General features: G+C 71.9%; 17 protein-coding genes. 3 read left to right on the forward strand and 14 right to left on the reverse strand.

What is annotated here, in order from left to right; translation table 11 throughout:
* Positions 1-25: 25 nt before the first annotated feature.
* From K7854_RS24490 to K7854_RS24510, 5 genes are all read right to left on the reverse strand, one after another.
* Positions 26-1,723, reverse strand: coding sequence for a bifunctional uroporphyrinogen-III C-methyltransferase/uroporphyrinogen-III synthase (locus tag K7854_RS24490; protein ID WP_226028720.1), 1,698 nt, complete (start codon positions 1,721-1,723; stop codon positions 26-28).
* Positions 1,720-2,679 carry a hydroxymethylbilane synthase gene (hemC, locus tag K7854_RS24495; protein ID WP_226028721.1) on the reverse strand — a complete coding sequence of 320 codons (960 nt, stop codon included), beginning with the start codon at positions 2,677-2,679 and terminating at the stop codon, positions 1,720-1,722. The genes K7854_RS24490 and hemC overlap by 4 nt, the downstream gene beginning before the upstream one ends.
* Positions 2,676-4,400, reverse strand: coding sequence for a glutamyl-tRNA reductase (locus K7854_RS24500; RefSeq protein ID WP_226028722.1), 1,725 nt, complete (start codon positions 4,398-4,400; stop codon positions 2,676-2,678). Before K7854_RS24500 ends, hemC begins: the two co-directional genes overlap by 4 nt.
* On the reverse strand, positions 4,397-5,167 hold the full coding sequence (locus K7854_RS24505) for a redox-sensing transcriptional repressor Rex (protein WP_226028723.1): 771 nt from the start codon (positions 5,165-5,167) through the stop codon (positions 4,397-4,399). Before K7854_RS24505 ends, K7854_RS24500 begins: the two co-directional genes overlap by 4 nt.
* A 274-nt stretch (positions 5,168-5,441) precedes the next feature.
* Positions 5,442-5,747, reverse strand: coding sequence for a glutaredoxin family protein (locus tag K7854_RS24510; protein WP_226028724.1), 306 nt, complete (start codon positions 5,745-5,747; stop codon positions 5,442-5,444).
* Positions 5,748-5,897: 150 nt separating this feature from the next.
* Between K7854_RS24510 and K7854_RS24515 the strand changes: the two genes are divergently transcribed.
* The 3 genes from K7854_RS24515 to K7854_RS24525 all read left to right on the forward strand — a co-directional run bounded on the left by K7854_RS24515 (position 5,898) and on the right by K7854_RS24525 (position 9,481).
* Entirely contained in the window at positions 5,898-6,842 is a 945-nt protein-coding gene (locus K7854_RS24515; RefSeq protein ID WP_226028725.1) for an HAD family hydrolase, read from the forward strand.
* 346 nt (positions 6,843-7,188) lie between these two features.
* Positions 7,189-7,983, forward strand: a complete 795-nt coding sequence (locus K7854_RS24520) for an ECF subfamily RNA polymerase sigma factor, BldN family (protein WP_007443701.1) — start codon at positions 7,189-7,191, stop codon at positions 7,981-7,983.
* A 247-nt stretch (positions 7,984-8,230) separates the two neighbouring features.
* Positions 8,231-9,481, forward strand: a complete 1,251-nt coding sequence (locus K7854_RS24525; RefSeq protein ID WP_226028726.1) for a DUF5667 domain-containing protein — start codon at positions 8,231-8,233, stop codon at positions 9,479-9,481.
* A 43-nt stretch (positions 9,482-9,524) separates the two neighbouring features.
* Here K7854_RS24525 and K7854_RS24530 read toward each other — a convergent pair whose 3' ends face one another.
* The 9 genes from K7854_RS24530 to K7854_RS24570 form a co-directional block, all read right to left on the reverse strand.
* Positions 9,525-10,622 carry a lysophospholipid acyltransferase family protein gene (locus K7854_RS24530; protein ID WP_226028727.1) on the reverse strand — a complete coding sequence of 366 codons (1,098 nt, stop codon included), beginning with the start codon at positions 10,620-10,622 and terminating at the stop codon, positions 9,525-9,527.
* 14 nt (positions 10,623-10,636) lie between these two features.
* Positions 10,637-11,698 carry an NAD-dependent epimerase/dehydratase family protein gene (locus K7854_RS24535; RefSeq protein WP_226028728.1) on the reverse strand — a complete coding sequence of 354 codons (1,062 nt, stop codon included), beginning with the start codon at positions 11,696-11,698 and terminating at the stop codon, positions 10,637-10,639.
* Positions 11,699-11,887: 189 nt separating this feature from the next.
* Positions 11,888-11,986 carry a 30S ribosomal protein bS22 gene (locus tag K7854_RS24540; protein WP_003948845.1) on the reverse strand — a complete coding sequence of 33 codons (99 nt, stop codon included), beginning with the start codon at positions 11,984-11,986 and terminating at the stop codon, positions 11,888-11,890.
* 109 nt (positions 11,987-12,095) lie between these two features.
* Complete coding sequence (locus K7854_RS24545) at positions 12,096-12,308, reverse strand: helix-turn-helix domain-containing protein (RefSeq protein WP_004984898.1); 213 nt, start codon at positions 12,306-12,308, stop codon at positions 12,096-12,098.
* A gap of 129 nt (positions 12,309-12,437) precedes the next feature.
* Entirely contained in the window at positions 12,438-13,253 is an 816-nt protein-coding gene (locus tag K7854_RS24550) for a phosphatase (protein ID WP_226028729.1), read from the reverse strand.
* A 229-nt stretch (positions 13,254-13,482) separates the two neighbouring features.
* The gene (locus K7854_RS24555; RefSeq protein ID WP_226028730.1) at positions 13,483-14,655 is read right to left on the reverse strand and encodes an acetoin utilization protein AcuC; all 1,173 of its coding nucleotides are present in this window, start codon (positions 14,653-14,655) and stop codon (positions 13,483-13,485) included.
* On the reverse strand, positions 14,606-15,889 hold the full coding sequence (locus K7854_RS24560) for an MFS transporter (RefSeq protein ID WP_345605321.1): 1,284 nt from the start codon (positions 15,887-15,889) through the stop codon (positions 14,606-14,608). The genes K7854_RS24555 and K7854_RS24560 overlap by 50 nt, the downstream gene beginning before the upstream one ends.
* Positions 15,870-16,586, reverse strand: coding sequence for a VC0807 family protein (locus K7854_RS24565; RefSeq protein WP_226028732.1), 717 nt, complete (start codon positions 16,584-16,586; stop codon positions 15,870-15,872). The genes K7854_RS24560 and K7854_RS24565 overlap by 20 nt, the downstream gene beginning before the upstream one ends.
* A gap of 76 nt (positions 16,587-16,662) precedes the next feature.
* Positions 16,663-17,310 carry an HAD family hydrolase gene (locus tag K7854_RS24570; protein WP_226028733.1) on the reverse strand — a complete coding sequence of 216 codons (648 nt, stop codon included), beginning with the start codon at positions 17,308-17,310 and terminating at the stop codon, positions 16,663-16,665.
* Positions 17,311-17,359: the final 49 nt, after the last annotated feature.

The following is a 17,359-nucleotide window of genomic DNA, read 5'->3' on the forward strand; positions in this document are numbered from 1 at the left end:
CCGTACAGGGCGCCCCACATCACGTTCAGGTCGAAGACCGCCGTCTCCGGGACCCCGGCCGCCGTTCGCTCGGCCGCGTCACCGGATCCCCCGCCTCCAGGGCCGCCGCGCGGCGCCGCAGGCCGAAGTCGGCCAGGGCCTCCGCCAGCTTGGTGACGGACGGCTCCGGGGACATCACGTCGACGCGCAGGCCGTGTTCCTCGGCCGTCTTGGCGGTGGCCGGGCCGATGCAGGCGATCACCGTGACGTTGTGCGGCTTGCCCGCGATGCCGACCAGGTTGCGGACCGTGGACGACGACGTGAAGAGCACCGCGTCGAAGCCGCCGCCCTTGATGGCCTCCCGGGTGGTGGCCGGCGGCGGCGAGGCGCGCACCGTGCGGTAGGCCGTGACGTCGTCGACCTCCCAGCCCAGCTCGATCAGACCGGCGACCAGGGTCTCCGTGGCGATGTCGGCGCGGGGCAGGAAGACGCGGTCGATCGGGTCGAAGACCGGGTCGTAGGGCGGCCAGTCCTCCAGGAGACCGGCGGCCGACTGCTCGCCGCTCGGCACCAGGTCCGGCTTGACGCCGAAGGCGATCAACGCGTTCGCCGTCTGCTCGCCCACGGCGGCGACCTTGATGCCGGCGAAGGCGCGGGCGTCGAGGCCGTACTCCTCGAACTTCTCGCGGACCGCCTTCACCGCGTTGACCGACGTGAACGCGATCCACTCGTAGCGGCCCGTCACCAGGCCCTTGACCGCCCGCTCCATCTGCTGCGGGGTGCGCGGCGGCTCCACCGCGATGGTCGGCACCTCGTGCGGCACCGCGCCGTAGGACCTCAGCTGGTCGGAGAGCGACGCCGCCTGCTCCTTCGTGCGCGGGACGAGGACCTTCCAGCCGAACAGCGGCTTGGACTCGAACCACGACAACTGGTCGCGCCGGGCGGAGGCGGAGCGCTCGCCGACCACGGCTATCACCGGGCGGCCGCCGTCCGGGGACGGCAGCACCTTCGCCTGCTTCAGGGTCTGGGCGACCGTGCCGAGCGTCGCGGACCAGGTGCGCTGCCTGGTCGTCGTACCGGCGATCGTCACCGTCAGCGGGGTGTCCGGCTTGCGGCCCGCCGACACCAGCTCCCCGGCCGCCGCGGCCACCGAGTCCAGCGTCGTCGACACGACCACCGTGCCGTCGGACGCGCCCATCTCCGTCCAGCAGCGGTCCGACGCCGTACGGGCGTCCACGAACCGCACGTCGGCGCCCTCCGCGTCCCGCAGCGGCACACCGGCGTACGCGGGCACGCCCACGGCGTTCGCGATGCCCGGGACGACCTCGAAGGGCACCCCGGCCGCGGCGCAGGCCAGCATCTCCTCGGCGGCGTACGCGTCGAGCCCGGGGTCCCCGGTCACCGCACGCACGACCCGCCTGCCGCCCCGCGCGGCCTCCATGACAAGATGTGCGGCATCCCGCACAGCGGGGGCGCCGAGGGTCGTTGACGCACCGTCAACAACCGTCAGCTGGGGCGCGCCTGTGCCCGGATCCGACGGATCGGCATCCGTGTGCACTTCCGACACGCCCTGCCTCGCATGCGTGCGTACGACGTCGAGCACCTCGTGCTCGGCGACGAGGACGTCCGCGTGCGCCAGCGCCTCGACGGCGCGCAGAGTCAGCAGTCCCGGATCTCCGGGTCCGGCACCGAGGAAGGTGACGTGCCCGTGTTCCGGACCGGCGGGAAGGGTGGTGGGGCTCAATGTGCTCGCTCCCCCATCAGACCGGCCGCGCCCTGGGCGAGCATCTCGGTCGCGAGTTCGCGACCGAGCGCCAGCGCCGCCTCGTGCGTCTCGGGCACGGGACCGGTGGTGGACAGCTGCACCAGCGTCGAGCCGTCGGTCGTGCCGACGACGCCGCGCAGGCGCATTTCCTTGACAATCTGCCCGTCGGCCAGAAGGTCGGCCAGCGCGCCCACGGGTGCGCTGCAGCCGGCCTCCAGGGCGGCGAGCAGTGACCGCTCGGCCGTCACGGCGGCCCGCGTGAACGGGTCGTCGAGCTCGGCGAGCGCGGCGATCAGCGCGGTGTTGTCCGCCGCGCACTCGATCGCCAGTGCCCCCTGGCCGGGGGCCGGCAGAACCGTGTCGACCGACAGGAAGTCGGTCACCTCGTCGATGCGGCCCACCCGGTTCAGTCCGGCGGCGGCCAGTACGACGGCGTCCAGTTCCCCGCTGCGGACGTATCCGATGCGGGTGTCGACGTTGCCCCGGATCGGGACCGTCTCGATCTCCATCCCGTGCGTGCGGGCGTACGCGTTCAGCTGCGCCATGCGGCGCGGCGCGCCCGTGCCGATGCGCGCCCCGCGCGGGAGGTCGGTCAGCTTGCGCGCGTCCCGGGCGACGACCACGTCCCGCGGGTCCTCCCGCTCCGGGATCGCGGCCACGACCAGGTCCTCGTGCTGCGCGGTGGGGAGGTCCTTGAGCGAGTGAACCGCGAAGTCCACCTCACCCCGCAGCAGCGCGTCGCGCAGCGCCGCGACGAACACGCCCGTGCCGCCGATCTGCGCCAGGTGCTCCCGCGACGTGTCCCCGTACGTGGTGATCTCGACCAGCTCAACGGGCCGACCGGTCACCTGGCTCACGGCGTCCGCCACCTGCCCGGACTGGGCCATGGCGAGCTTGCTGCGCCTGGTCCCCAGCCTCAGTGCCTTCTCAGTCATGCCGGCCCTCGGTTCTTCTCAGTGGTGCTGTTCCCGGCGCGGGAGACGGAGGCCACCGTCTCCTGGTCGAGGTCGAACAGGGTGCGCAGCGCGTCCGCGTACCCGGCACCGCCGGGTTCGGCGGCGAGCTGCTTGACCCGCACCGTCGGCGCGTGCAGGAGCTTGTCGACCACACGCTTGACGGTCTGGGTGATCTCGGCGCGGTGCTTGTCGTCGAGCCCCGGCAGCCGCCCCTCCAGGCGGGCGATCTCACCGGCCACCACGTCCGCGGCCATGCTGCGCAGCGCGACCACGGTGGGCGTGATGTGCGCGGCGCGCTGGGCGGCGCCGAACGCGGCGACCTCGTCGGCGACGATCCGGCGGACCATGTCGACGTCGGCGGCCATCGGTGCGTCGGCGGAGGCGTCGGCGAGCGACTCGATGTCCACCAGCCGCACCCCGGCCAGCCGGTGCACGGCGGCGTCGACGTCCCGCGGCATCGCGAGGTCGAGCAGGAAGAGCACAGGCTCGGGGCGCGGCACCCCGGCGACCGGCTCCGGGCGGCGGCGCTCGGGGATGCGGCCGACGCGGGTCGCCGTCGCGGCGAGCGCGCCGATCAGCTCGGCCTCCGCCTCCGGACCCGTCCGGCCGCTCTCGCGCGGCCGGTCCACCGCCGTACCGCCCGCGGCCCACGCCCCGTGCTGCTCCAGCGTCGCCGCGTCCATGCCGGCCACGGCGGCCTCGCCCATGACGGAGAAGCCGGACGGGACGGAGGACACGGAGGACAGGTCCAGCGGGCAGTTCTCGTCGGCGGCGCTCCCGGCACCCGGCAGTGGCGTGTCGCCGGCTTCCCGTACGGCAGTCCCCGGTACGGCGGTGTCCTCGACGGCGGGGGCGCCGGTACGGCCCTCCACCGAGGCCACCACCGCGTCGGCCGTGAGGACCAGCCCGGTCGCCCCGGTGCAGGAGACGGCCACGTCGGCACGTGTCAGCTCGACCGGCACCGCGTCCATCGGTACCGCGCGGGCCAGCACGTCCGTGTCGTCGCCCTCGGAAAGGATCTCGGCGAGCCGCTCGGCCCGCTCGAAGGTGCGGTTGGCGACCACGATCTCGGCGACCCCGGCCCGCGCCAGCGTGGCGGCGGCCAGCGAGGACATCGAACCGGCGCCGATGACCAGCGCCTTCTTGCCGCGCGCCCACTGCTGGACGTCGGCTCCGGCGGACAGCTGCTCCAGGCCGAAGGTGACCAGGGACTGCCCGGCGCGGTCGATGCCGGTCTCGGAGTGCGCGCGCTTGCCGACCCTGAGCGCCTGCTGGAACAGGTCGTTCAGCAGCCGCCCGGCGGTGTGCAGGTCCTGGGCACGGGCCAGGGAGTCCTTTATCTGGCCGAGGATCTGCCCCTCGCCGACCACCATCGAGTCCAGCCCGCAGGCCACCGAGAACAGGTGGTGGACGGCCCGGTCCTCGTAGTGCACGTAGAGGTACGGCGTCAGCTCCTCCAGGCCGACCCCGCTGTGCTGGGCGAGCAGCGTGGACAGCTCGGCGACACCGGCGTGGAACTTGTCCACGTCGGCGTACAGCTCGATGCGGTTGCAGGTGGCCAGCACCGCGGCCTCGGCGGCCGGTTCGGCGGCGACCGTGTCCTGGAGCAGCTTGAGCTGCGCGTCCGCGTTCAGGGACGCCCGCTCCAGCACGCTGACCGGTGCGCTGCGGTGGCTCAGTCCGACGACGAGGAGGCTCATGCCGGCATCACGGCGGGCACGTCCCCGTCGGGTCCCTGGTCGGTGGCGGGCTGCTGCTTGCGGGCGGCGACGGGCGGCACGGCACCGGCGTCGCCCGCGGCCTCCTCGCCCGCCTTGCGCTGCTCGTGGAAGGCGAGGATCTGCAGCTCGATGGAGAGGTCGACCTTGCGCACGTCGACGCCCTCGGGGACGTTCAGCACGGTCGGCGCGAAGTTCAGGATGGAGGTGACACCGGCGGCCACGAGACGGTCGCAGACCTGCTGGGCGGCGCCGGCGGGGGTGGCGATCACACCGATGGAGACGCCGTCGTCCTGGATGATCTTCTCCAGCTCGTCGGTGTGCTGCACCGGGATCCCGGCCACCGGCTTTCCGGCCATTCCCGGATCGGCGTCGATGAGCGCGGCGACCCGGAAACCGCGGGACGCGAAGCCGCCGTAGTTGGCGAGGGCGGCGCCGAGGTTACCGATACCGACGATCACTACCGGCCAGTCCTGGGTCAGGCCGAGTTCGCGGGAGATCTGGTAGACGAGATACTCGACGTCGTAGCCGACACCGCGCGTGCCGTAGGAGCCCAGGTAGGAGAAGTCCTTGCGCAGCTTCGCGGAGTTGACCCCCGCGGCGGCCGCCAGCTCCTCGGACGACACCGTCGGCACCGAGCGCTCGGAGAGCGCGGTCAGTGCGCGGAGGTACAGCGGAAGCCTGGCGACGGTGGCCTCGGGAATCCCTCGGCTGCGGGTCGCCGGTCGGTGTGTTCGGCCAGTTGCCACGGTGCTCCTGCGGGTAGAGCGGGGCTGTAGGCGGTCATACGTCCCTACATGACCGCCCCGTCGAATGCAGGCTATGTCTTTGTGAACGCGTGCACAAAGATGGTGTCCGATTTGCCCGGCCAACGTGACCGGGGTCACGCGCCCCCGGCGCACGGGACGGGAACCGGCGCATCCATGCCCGCGTTCCTCACTCATCGGGGGCAAAGCCGCACACACTCCTCACGATCAACGCCCCCGAGACCTGGTCGCCATCGATCCTAAGCGACCATACGGACTACTTGTACTGATCGGTCAGTGCCTTGCGCAGCCGTTCCTCGTTCACACGCCAGAAGGTGTGCTGCCGCCCGTCGACCAGCACGACCGGAATCTGTTCCCAGTACTGGTCGTGGAGCCCCCGGTCCTCGGTGATGTCCTTCCCCTCCCAGGGGACGCCGAGCTCGGCACAGACCTTCTCCACGACGAGCTGTGCGTCATCACACAGATGACAGCCGGGTTTGCGGATGAGGGTGACGAGATGGTTCTCGGAGTGCTCAGGGGGCTGCGCGGGCTTCCGGCGGAAGAGGGGACTCATGCCGGCCATTCTCGCGCGCGCGGGCGCCCCCTCGCCCGGAGGCCGTTCACCCGGAGGCCGTCCGCCCGGAGGCCCTTTAACGGCCCGGTCGCCCAGAGTTCACAGCCCGCGAACCTCTCGACTCCGAAGCATCCGAACAGACTGGCTATGCTCACGGGCATGGCCGCTCTTCGATGGCTCACTCCCCGTAGGCGCTCCGCCACGGCGCGGAGCGTGTTGGCAGGCGAGGCCTCGGCGGAGGCGGCGCGCAAGTCCGCGGAGGCCGCCGAGACCGCAGAGCCCGTCCAGGAAACCGACTCCGGCGTCGCGGAGCCGGAGTTCCCGGTGCACGGCGACGAAAGAGCGGCCGCGTTCTTCGACCTGGACAACACCGTCATGCAGGGCGCCGCGATCTTCCACTTCGGCCGGGGCCTGTACAAGCGCAAGTTCTTCGAGACCCGCGACCTGGCCCGCTTCGCCTGGCAGCAGGCGTGGTTCCGGCTGGCCGGGTTCGAGGACCCGGAGCACATGCAGGACGCCCGCGACTCCGCGCTGTCCATCGTCAAGGGCCACCGCGTCTCCGAGCTGAAGTCGATCGGCGAGGAGATCTACGACGAGTACATGGCCGAGCGGATCTGGCCCGGCACCCGCGCCCTCGCCCAGGCCCACCTGGACGCCGGGCAGAAGGTCTGGCTGGTCACGGCGGCCCCGGTGGAGATCGCCCAGGTGATCGCCCGCCGCCTGGGCCTGACCGGCGCGCTGGGCACGGTGGCCGAGTCCATCGGCGGCGTCTACACGGGCAAGCTGGTCGGCGAACCGCTGCACGGCCCCGCGAAGGCGGAGGCGGTCCGGGCGCTGGCCGCGGCCGAGGCCCTGGACCTCTCCCGCTGCGCCGCCTACAGCGACTCCCACAACGACATCCCGATGCTGTCGCTGGTCGGACACCCGTACGCCATCAACCCGGACTCCAAGCTGCGCAAGCACGCCCGCGAGCTGGAGTGGCGGCTGCGCGACTACCGCACCGGCCGCAAGGCGGCCAAGGTCGGCATCCCCGCGGCCGCGGGCGTCGGCGCGGTGGCGGGCGGCACCGCGGCGGCCATCGCGCTGCACCGCCGCCGCCGTTGACGCGTCGTCCCGGTCGCCGGCCCGGTCACCGACCCGGCCGTTGACCCAATCGGGATGACGTACCCCCGGAACGGGCTCTCCAGTCCCCCGTACTCACATCGGCCACAACACGCTCTGTAGTCACACGGAATCCGAACCGTTCCGGTCATCAAGCGATCATTCTGGCGCAGCTGATCGAGCGTCAATCGGGCACGGAAGCGACGTAATCGATGATTTGAGCAACTGGGCGTAGCAGTGCCTGCACGAAGCGTTATTCTCCTCAGACGCATTCCGGTGCCCCACCTTCGCTACGACGGGTGAATGGTTCCGTACTGCACGTGATGGAAGCTCTGCCTCTGGGAGTCCCGTGTACCCACACGTCGGGGTTGACGCCTCGGGCCTGGCTACGCTGCGCGCAACGGTCAAATCAGCCCAAGACCTGTTGCGCGGCTTCGTCCCCACCGCGTATGCCGTCCCCGCCCTCGCCGCGGCCGCCGTGCCCGCCGGTCCGTGCTACGCACTGGCCGAAGGAAGCGCCGCCGTCGGCAGACGAGCGCGGTCGTCCTCGTCCGGGGCCGCCGCCACCACCCACCGCCGCCCCGCCGCGGACAGCGACAGCGCCCGCATGATGGAGCTGGTCGAGCGGGCCCAGGCCGGCGAGGCCGACGCCTTCGGCCGGCTCTACGACCAGTACAGCGACACCGTGTACCGCTACATCTACTACCGCGTGGGCGGCAAGGCCACCGCCGAGGACCTCACCAGCGAGACCTTCCTGCGGGCCCTCAGGCGCATCGGCACCTTCACCTGGCAGGGGCGCGACTTCGGCGCCTGGCTGGTGACCATCGCCCGCAACCTGGTCGCCGACCACTTCAAGTCCAGCCGCTTCCGGCTCGAGGTCACCACCGGCGAGATGCTCGACGCCAACGAGGTCGAGCGCTCCCCCGAGGACTCCGTACTCGAATCGCTCTCCAACGCCGCCCTGCTGGAGGCCGTACGACGGCTCAACCCGCAGCAGCAGGAGTGCGTGACCCTGCGCTTCCTCCAGGGCCTCTCGGTCGCCGAGACCGCCCGCGTCATGGGCAAGAACGAGGGCGCCATCAAGACGCTCCAGTACCGGGCCGTGCGCACCCTCGCCCGGCTGCTGCCGGACGACGCCCGCTGAAGACGGCAGCGTCGGCATTCACTTTCCGCGTTCCCCAAGTCACCTTCGGTGAAAGTCCGTTGAGTCCGCCGTCCGAACATCCAGCGTCCGTAACCCAAGTGCCGCGCCGCTCGTTGTGCGGGATGCAGGCTCCCTGTGGTCACTCCCTGGCCGACTCCGATCACCCGATCGGATGGTTCCGATCAGGGCGTGCAACCCTCAGGACCCCCTGGGGAGTCGACCGTGATGACGAGAGGAGGTGCCGCCAGTGATCGCGAACGTATCGGCACACCGGCGGGCGAACGCCTTCGCCCAGGCCCTGGAGGAGCAGTCCGATCCCGGGGCGGCGGCCGAGCAGTCCGGAGGGCCGGCGACCGCCGGGGCCACCGCGGAACCGACCGAGCAGGGTCGTCTGGTGACCCTCGCCCGTGGTCTGGAGACGCTGCCCCGGCCCGAGCTGGACCCCGAGGTCAAGGTCGTCCAGCGGGCCCAGCTCGTGGCCGCCTTCGAGGCCATGCTGCAGGAGGGCACCGCGAGCGGCGGGGCGGCGGACACGTCGGTACCGGAGCAGCGGCGGGCGCGCGGCACCCACCGGGCCGCCCCGCTGAGCAGGTTCCGGCCCCGCTCGCGGCTGGCCAAGGGCCTCACCGCGGGCGGCCTGAGCGTGAGCGTGGCCGCCGGGGCCTTCGGCGGAGTCGCCGCCGCCAGTTCGGACGCCCTGCCCGGCGACTCGCTCTACGGCCTCAAGCGCGGCATAGAGGACTTCCGCCTCGGCCTCGCCGACGGCAACGACGAGCGGGGCCGGGCCTACCTGGACCTCGCCTCGACCCGGCTCAGCGAGGCCCGCCGGCTGATGGAGCGCGGCCGCAGCGGCCCCCTCGACCACGAGTCCCTCGGCGAGATCCGCCGCGCCCTGTCCGGCATGCGGCACGACGCCTCCGAGGGCCACCGCCTGCTCAGCGCCGCCTACGCCCACGACCCCGACTCGCTGGCCCCCATGCAGGCCCTCTCCGCCTTCTCCCAGTCCCACCGGGAGACCTGGGGAGCACTGCGCGAGCGGCTGCCGGTGCAGCTCGGGGACGTCAGTGAGCAGGTGTCGTCGGTGTTCGACGCCATAGACGACGACGTGGCCCCGCTGGAGTCCCTGCTGCCGCGACCGCCCGCCGAGGACGAGGACGGCACGGACGGCGGCTCGCCGGGCGGTACCGGCTCCACGACCACCGGCACCCCCGGCTCCGGTCACTCGTCGCCGCCCCGCACCGGTGACGAGGGCACGTCCGAGCGCGGGCGCTCCCACTCCGACCGGCCCAGCGAGTCGGCCCGCTCCGGCGACGAGAGCGACGGTCTGCTCGGCGGCGGCACCGGCGGGCTGCTCGACCCGCCGAAGGACGACAGCGGGACGACCTCCCCGCCCGCGGGCGGCGACGTCGTCCCGCCCGCCAAGCCGGACGTCACCCTCCCGCCGCTCCTCCCGGGCCTGCTGCCCGGCCTGGGCATCGAGGCGGAGGACGCGGACTGAGCACGGGGGGCGCCCTGGCACCCGGGGCGCCCCCCGTCGCCGCCTAGAAGAACACCGACCTCCGCTGCACCAGCAGCTTGTAGAGCGTGTGTTGGATCTGCTCCCTCACCTGGTCGGTCAGGTTGAACATCAGCACCGGATCCTCGGCCGCCTCGGGCGCGTAGCCGTCCGTCGGGATCGGCTCGCCGAACTGGATCGTCCACTTCGTCGGCAGCGGCACCGCGCCCAGCGGACCGAGCCACGGGAAGGTCGGCGTGAGCGGGAAGTACGGGAAGCCCAGCAGCCGCGCCAGGGTCTTGGAGTTGCCGATCATCGGATAGATCTCCTCCGCCCCGACGATCGAGCACGGCACGATCGGCGCACCCTGCCGCAGGGCCGTGGACACGAAGCCGCCCCGCCCGAACCGCTGCAGCTTGTAGCGCTCGCCGAACGGCTTGCCGATGCCCTTGAAGCCCTCCGGCATCACCCCGACCAGCTCGCCCTGCGCCAACAGCCGTTCGGCGTCCTCCGCGCAGGCCAGGGTGTGGCCCAGCTTGCGGGCCAGCTCGTTGACCACCGGCAGCACGAACACCAGGTCCGCCGCCAGCAGCCGCAGGTGCCGGCCGGCCGGATGGTGGTCGTGCACGGCGACCTGCATCATCAGCCCGTCCAGCGGCAGCGTCCCGGAGTGGTTGGCGACGATCAGCGCACCGCCCTCGGCGGGGATGTTCTCCACGCCCTTCACCTCGACCCGGAAGTACTTCTCGTACACCGGGCGGAGCAGGGACATCAGCACCTGGTCGGTCAGCTCGGCGTCGTAGCCGAAGTCGTCGACCTCGTAGTCCCCCGTGAGCCGGCGGCGCAGGAAGGACAGGCCGGACGCGAGGCGCCGCTCCAGGCCGCCGTCCTCCCCTCCGTCCGCGCCTCCGCTGCCCTCCGCCGTCGGCCGGGCCGCGGTCGACTCCTCCGGCCCGGGCGGCTCGGGCGGCTCGGGAGCGGGCTCCTGCGCCGCGGCCCCCCGTACGGGCAGCGACTGCACCTCGCCCACCGCGCCCTCGCCCGCCGGCGCCGACTCCGCCGCGCCGGTCCGGCGCCGACTCCCCGCGCTGCGGCTCCCCCGCGACCGGTCGTCGTCGAACGGAATGACCTTGGCGTCCGCCATCGTTGCTGCGCTCCTCAGTTGGCGCTCTGCGTCGGGAGGTGACCGCTGCCCCGCAGGGACAGCTCCGCGATCCGGTCGACGGCCCCCGCGAGGGCCTCGGGCGGCAGCAGCCCGGCACCGCGGCCGCGGGCGAAGTCCGCGAACGCCCCGGCCGTCGAGTACTTCGGCCGGAAGCCCAGCGTCTCGCGCATCTGCGTGGTGTCCACCACCCGACCGTGGGTGAGCAGCCGGATCTGCTCGGGGGCGAAGTCCGTCATCCCCAGCGTACGCACGAGCGACCCCGCCCAGGTGACCGCCGGCAGCAGCAACGGCACCGTGGGGCGGCCGAGGCGGCGCGAGCACTGCGAGAGCAGCAGCACACCGTCCCCGGCGATGTTGAACGTCCCGCTGTTCAGCGTGCCCCGCCGCGGCTCGTCCGCGCAGACCCGCAGCACCTCGATCACGTCGTCCTCGTGCACGAACTGCAGCCGCGGGTCGTAGCCGAACACCGTGGGCAGCACCGGCAGTCCGAAGTACGAGGCGAGCGGCGTGTCCGCGGCCGGTCCGAGGATGTTGGCGAACCGCAGCACGGTCACCGACACGTCCGGCCTGCGTCGGGCGAACCCCCGCACGTACCCCTCGACCTCGACCGCGTCCTTGGCGAAGCCGCCGCTGGGCAGCGACTTGGGCGCCGTGGTCTCGGTGCACACGGCCGGGTCGCGCGGCGCGGACCCGTAGACGTTCGTACTGGACTTCACCACCAGCCGCCGCACCGTCGGCGACTTCTGGCAGGCGCCGAGCAGCTGCATCGTGCCGATGACGTTGGTCTCCTTCACCGAGGCGCGGCTGCCGCTGCCCAGTGGCGTGCCCGTCACGTCCAGGTGGACGACCGTGTCGGCGCGCGTCTGGGCCAGCACCCGCCCGATGGCCGACTGCCGGATGTCCGCCTGCACGAACTCCGCGCCGCCCAGGTGGTGCCCGGGCGGGACGGCGTCCACGCCGATCACCCGCTCCACGTCGGGATCACGCTGGACGCGCCGGACGAACCGGCCGCCGAGCTGCCGGGCCACTCCGGTCACGAGCACGACCTTGCCCAAGATCAGCGCCTTCCTTCCGCCTGCTCCGTAGCCTGCCGCGTTCCCCGCCTGCGGGCCAACTTAGCCGGTAGGTGTTGCGCAGTGATGACCGCCGGACGCGGCACATGGCGAAAAACGCCGGTCGTACGACTGTGGCCCCCCACCGGATGCGGTGGGGGGCCACAGGACACGCTGACGGCGCAGCGTCGCCTACTTCTTGTTGCGACGCTGAACGCGCGTGCGCTTCAGCAGCTTGCGGTGCTTCTTCTTGGCCATCCGCTTGCGCCGCTTCTTGATAACAGAGCCCACGACTATCCTCGCTCACTTCTCATCACTCGGTTGGTGAGCGCCATGGGCCCACACGACCTACGAGGGGCCAGCCTACCGGTCCGAGCGCTGAGGGTGTAATCGAGGGCCGTCAGGCCGTTTCCACCCCCACGTAGCTCTCGCGGAGGTACTCGTGAACCGCTTGCTCCGGGACACGGAACGACCGTCCGACCCGGATCGCGGGCAGATGACCGCTGTGCACCAACCGGTACACGGTCATCTTGGACACGCGCATCACCGAGGCGACCTCCGCCACGGTAAGGAACTGAACCTCGTTCAGAGGCCTTTCGCCAGCTGCAGCCATGACACACCTGAACCTTCCGCACTCGACGGCCACCGGCTTCCCCTTCCGGTGACTCTTCGTCGCTGCGTGCTCACTCCCCAATGTAGGGGCGGGTGATGCGAATGGGGAAGAGGTGCACCCATCGCTTCCCTACCGTGACAGACACGCCCGATTGAGTACGTAGCGGGTAAGCGGTCGGTAGTACTCAGACCGCACAGCGTCATCAAGTGGAACGGCGACGGACACCAACCCCTCGGCCTGACCGACGAAGAGCGCGGGATCGTCCGTATCGGCCGGCCCGATGGCCTCGAACCCCAGCTGACCTGCACCGCAGGCCCATCCATGATCCCCGATCACCAACTCGGGCAGCGGCCCGCCGGCCTCGGCCGCGGCAGCCAGCGCGACCCGAACCGGCAGCGGCGAGTGCGTGTGCACGCCGGGCTCACCACCGGCGCACCCGGCACCGGCCTCCCGCACCAACGCGACTCCGCGGACGTAGTCGATGTTGTACGTGCGTAGACCGAACCGGGTCGTTATGTCGACAGAGCGACCCTGCGCCGGGGTGAGGACAGCACATCCCGCCGCCGACAGCGCCTCGGCCAAGGCGACGTAGAAACCGAGCAGTCGATGCGGGTGCCCGGTCCCCAAGAGCACCGGGGCCCGGCGTCCGGCGACCGCCGCGAGCCGGTCGGCGAAGGCGTCCAGGGCCGCAAGGGTCCGGTCGGGGTCGATCACGTCCTGGCCCGAGGTGTGGCGCGGATCGGCCGAGACCCCGCACCTCTCCGCCATCAGTCCCAGCAGCTCCCGCGGCCCCCAGACCCGCTCCGGATCGATCCCCAGCAGCACCCGCGGATCCCGGGCGGCGAACAACCGGTAACTCCGCAGACTCACCTCCCGAGAGGTCGCCACCACCCCGGCCAGCCGAACATCAACAAGATGAGCCCGAAGAGCTCCACGGGTCAGCACACCCCCGATGCTGCCGGTCCAACGCACACCCCGGGCACGAAACAGAAGAACCTACGCACGGTCGGCGTAACGGAACTGCGGGCAGTCGCAGCCGCCGTAGCTGCGGGCAGTCGTGCCGCTGGGGCGGCACGGGTGGGCGCAGCGGCACCCCGCAACGCCGGGCTGCGTCCCCACCCCCGGGCCACACCGACGCCGGCCAACCATCGAGTCGCCCTCCGAGAAACCGCCCCTACGGCAAAAGCCCCCGCAACGGAAACACCGCCCGCCGAACCGCCCGCACCGCCTGATCCACCCGATCCGCAGGGTCGTACCCCGCCTCCCACGAGGCGTACGACACCGGCCACCGCCCATCAGTCATCCGCATCGGCCCCAGCTGCCGCGTCCGCGCGTACACCTCCTGCCGCCACCCCTCCGGAATCACCGTCTCCGGCTCCACCGGCCGCCCCGCCGCGATCCCCACCAGATGCGCCCACGACCGCGGCACCACCTCCACCACGGCGTAACCACCCCCGCCGAGCGCCACCCACCGCCCCCCGGCGTACTCGTGCGCCAGCTCGTGACACGCCACCTGCACCGCCCGCTGCGCGTCCAGCGACACCGCCAGGTGCGCCAGCGGATCCTCGAAGTGCGTGTCGGCACCGTGCTGCGTCACCAGCACCTGCGGCCGGAACTCCGCGAGCACCTCCGGCACCACCGCGTGGAACGCCCGCAGCCACCCCGCGTCCCCGGTCCCCGCCGGCAGCGCGACGTTCACCGCCGACCCCTCGGCGCGGTCCGCCCCCGTCTCCTCCGGCCACCCGGTCTGCGGGAACAGCGTCGCCGGATGCTCGTGCAGCGACACCGTCAGCACCCGCGGGTCCTCCCAGAACGCCGCCTGCACCCCGTCCCCGTGGTGCACGTCGACGTCCACGTACGCCACCCGCTCCGCGCCCAGCTCCAGCAGCCGCGCGATGGCCAGCGCCGCGTCGTTGTACACGCAGAACCCGGACGCCGCGCCCGGCATCGCGTGGTGCAGCCCGCCCGCGAAGTTCACCGCGTGCAGCGCGTCCCCGCGCCACACCGCCTCCGCAGCGCCCACCGACTGCCCGGCGATCAGCGCGGACACCTCGTGCATCCCCGCGAAGGCCGGATCGTCGATGGTCCCGAGCCCGTACGACCCGTCCGCCGCCCCCGGATCGGCCGACGCCGCCTTCACCGCGTCGAGGTAGTCCTCTCGGTGGACGAGCCGCAGCGTCGAGTCCCCGGCCGGGCGCGCCGCGACGATCTCCACCTCCCGGTCGAGCCCGAGGGCACCGACCAGACTTCGCGTCAGGGCGAGCCGGACCGGGTCCATCGGATGCTCAGGGCCGAAGTCATAGCCCGTTACTGCCTCGTCCCACATCAGCTGTGCGCGGCCGCTCATGCCCGCCACCGTATCGGTCCGGCCGGCCCTCGAACGACCTGGCGTACACGACCGTCACCAGCACCAACACCATCGGCACCAGCATCGCCCCGCGATAGCTCCAGGCGTCCCCCAGCGCCCCCACCAACGGCGAACCGATCAGGAAACCGACGTAGTTGAACACGTTGAGCCGCGCCACCGCGGCATCGGACGCCCCCGGACGACCGTCCCGCTCCGCCGCCAGCCGCCCCGCCGCGGCGAACGTCTGCGGCACCAGTACGCACAACCCCAGCCCCAGCAGAGTGAACCCGAGCATTCCCACCCACGCGCCCGGCGCCGACGCCACCACGGCGAACCCGCCCGCCGCGACGACCGCACCGCCCCGCACCACCGCCACGGCACCGAACCGCCGCACCCCGAAGTCCCCGACGGCCCTGCCCACCAGCGTGGTCACCATGTAGACGTTGTACGGCACGGTGGCCAGCTGCTCCGAACTCCCCAGCACGTCCTGGAGGTACTTCGCGCTCCAGTTGGAGACGGTCGAGTCCCCGATGTACGCGAACGTCATCACCAGGCACAGCGGCAGCAGCACCTTGAAGCCGACGCCGCCCCCTCCTCCCGAGCCCGTAGCCTCGGCTCCCGACACGCCACCGCGGTCCCCGTCGACGTACCAGCGGCTCCCCACCAGCGCGGCCGGCAACAGCAGCACCACCACCGGCAGATACGACACCCACAGCGCCAGGTCCCAGTGCGCGCCCGCCCAGGCCAGCGAGGCCCCCAGGATCCCGCCCAGGCTGTACGCCGCGTGAAACCCCAGCATGATGGAGCGCCCGTACGCCCGTTGCAGGCTCACCCCGAGCATGTTCATCGACGCGTCCAGCGCACCCACGGCCAGCCCGAAGACGGCCAGGGCGACGGCCAGCACCGCCACCCGGTCCCCCGCCCCGACGCCGAGCAGCGCCAGCAGCACCACCGGCTGGGACCAGCGCAGCAGCCGGCTCGGCCGGACCCGGCGCACCAGGCGCTCGCTCACCACGCTCCCGACCCCGGCCAGAATCGGCACGGCGGCGAGGAAGACGGGCAGCAGCGCGTCCGAGACGCCGTACCGGTCCTGAATGGCCGGGATCCGCGTGACCAGCAGCGCGAAGGCGACGCCCTGGGCGAAGAAGCCGAACGCGAGCGAGGCCCTGCCGCGCCGCAGCACATCAGTCATGGCGGGAGCGTAGGGCTCCGGCTTACCCGTGGGTAGATCCAATCAAAGGTGAATTCTTCTCAGCTTCCAGAGCCGTGTCCTCCGCCTCGACCGAGTCGGCCCTGCCGACGGCCGCGCCGATCATGTGGACCATGGGCCCCGCCCCCAGCGCACCGCTCACCACGAACGCGACGGCCATCGCGAGGATCATGACGACCGTCCCGAGCCACACCATCGTGTCGACGGACAGCGTGTAGACCCCCACGATCCGCAGCCCGCACTCGCCGACGAAGGCGATCCCCCACACCGCCGAGAACCGCGCCTCCGCACGCCTGAACGCCGACGACTCCCGCCGCAGCCACCCCCAGGCCGCCTCTCGGCCCGCGTCCCCCTTCACCAGCCACGGCTTGAGCGTCGCCGTCATCATCGGCCGCCCGAGCGCCACCGACCCCAACAGCGCGAAGCCGACCAGACTGGTGATCGCGCTGTCCTTGACCAGCATCAGCCGAGCGTCGCCGGTCCCGAGGCCGAGCAGCAGTCCGGCCAGGTTGGCCAGCAGGATGAGCAGCGGCAGCGCGTTCACCTCCCGCTGCCTCAGCACTCCCCACCCGGTCCGCACCGCGGGCACGACACTGCTCCAGCCGAGCGCCGCGACCGCGCTCATCCCGAACGCGCCCTTCAGCAGGTAGTACGACCCGACGGGTACTCCCACGTCCAGGAGCAGCGACACGATGATCCGGGACTTACGAGGCTTGGTCATGCACTCAGCTTCGCGGCCGGGCGGGGTCCCGCAGTAGAAACAACCGTCCGGAACAGCGCATGACAAATGTCAGGCGTCAGCCGAGCAGCAGATCGGCCAGCTCCCCCATGTCCCCGAAGAGTCGAGTGGCCTCGGCGAGCCTGTCGGCGGGCGTCATCGCGGTGAACCCGTACACGTCCATGCCGGCCGCGACGGCCGCCCGCACACCGAGCGGACTGTCCTCGACCACGACACTACGCTCCGGCGCCACCCCCATCCGCTCGGCCGCGTGCAGGAACAGATCCGGCGCCGGCTTCCCCCGCCCCACGTCCTGAGAGCTGAAGATCCGCTCATCCTCGAACCAGCGGTCCAGCCCGGTCTTCCGATGCCCCACCCGAATCCGCTCATGACTCCCGGACGAAGCCACGCAGTACGCCACCCCGTCCGCGGTCAGCTTCTCCAGCACACCGACGGCCCCGGGAACCGGCTCCAGCTCCCGCTCGAAGGCGGCGAACACCCGCCCGTGGAACACGTCGTCGAAGTCCTCGGGCAACCGCCGCCCCGTCCGTTCCAGGACGAGGTCGTGCACGCGGTGCATGGCGGCACCCATGTAGTCCCGCAGCGAGTCCTCGTAGGACGTCGGGTGCCCCAACTCGGTGAGATAGCCGGCCAGCAGCCGATTCGAGATCGGCTCACTGTCGACGAGAACACCGTCGTTGTCGAAGATGACCAGGTCGTAGCGCATACCGAGAGCCTAAACGCAGAAAACCCCGCACCGTTCCCGGTGCGGGGTC

Source organism: Streptomyces hyderabadensis (assembly GCF_020404845.1).
Classification (GTDB): domain Bacteria; phylum Actinomycetota; class Actinomycetes; order Streptomycetales; family Streptomycetaceae; genus Streptomyces; species Streptomyces hyderabadensis.

Coding starts and splice junctions, on each gene's coding strand:
- K7854_RS24515 (WP_226028725.1), top strand. CDS start 5,898: ATGGCCGCTCTTCGATGGCTCACTCCCCGTAGGCGCTCCGCCACGGCG.
- hemC (WP_226028721.1), bottom strand. CDS start 2,679: ATGACTGAGAAGGCACTGAGGCTGGGGACCAGGCGCAGCAAGCTCGCC.
- K7854_RS24565 (WP_226028732.1), bottom strand. CDS start 16,586: ATGACCAAGCCTCGTAAGTCCCGGATCATCGTGTCGCTGCTCCTGGAC.
- K7854_RS24545 (WP_004984898.1), bottom strand. CDS start 12,308: ATGGCTGCAGCTGGCGAAAGGCCTCTGAACGAGGTTCAGTTCCTTACC.
- K7854_RS24500 (WP_226028722.1), bottom strand. CDS start 4,400: ATGAGCCTCCTCGTCGTCGGACTGAGCCACCGCAGCGCACCGGTCAGC.
- K7854_RS24555 (WP_226028730.1), bottom strand. CDS start 14,655: ATGAGCGGCCGCGCACAGCTGATGTGGGACGAGGCAGTAACGGGCTAT.
- K7854_RS24530 (WP_226028727.1), bottom strand. CDS start 10,622: ATGGCGGACGCCAAGGTCATTCCGTTCGACGACGACCGGTCGCGGGGG.
- K7854_RS24570 (WP_226028733.1), bottom strand. CDS start 17,310: ATGCGCTACGACCTGGTCATCTTCGACAACGACGGTGTTCTCGTCGAC.
- K7854_RS24510 (WP_226028724.1), bottom strand. CDS start 5,747: ATGGCCGGCATGAGTCCCCTCTTCCGCCGGAAGCCCGCGCAGCCCCCT.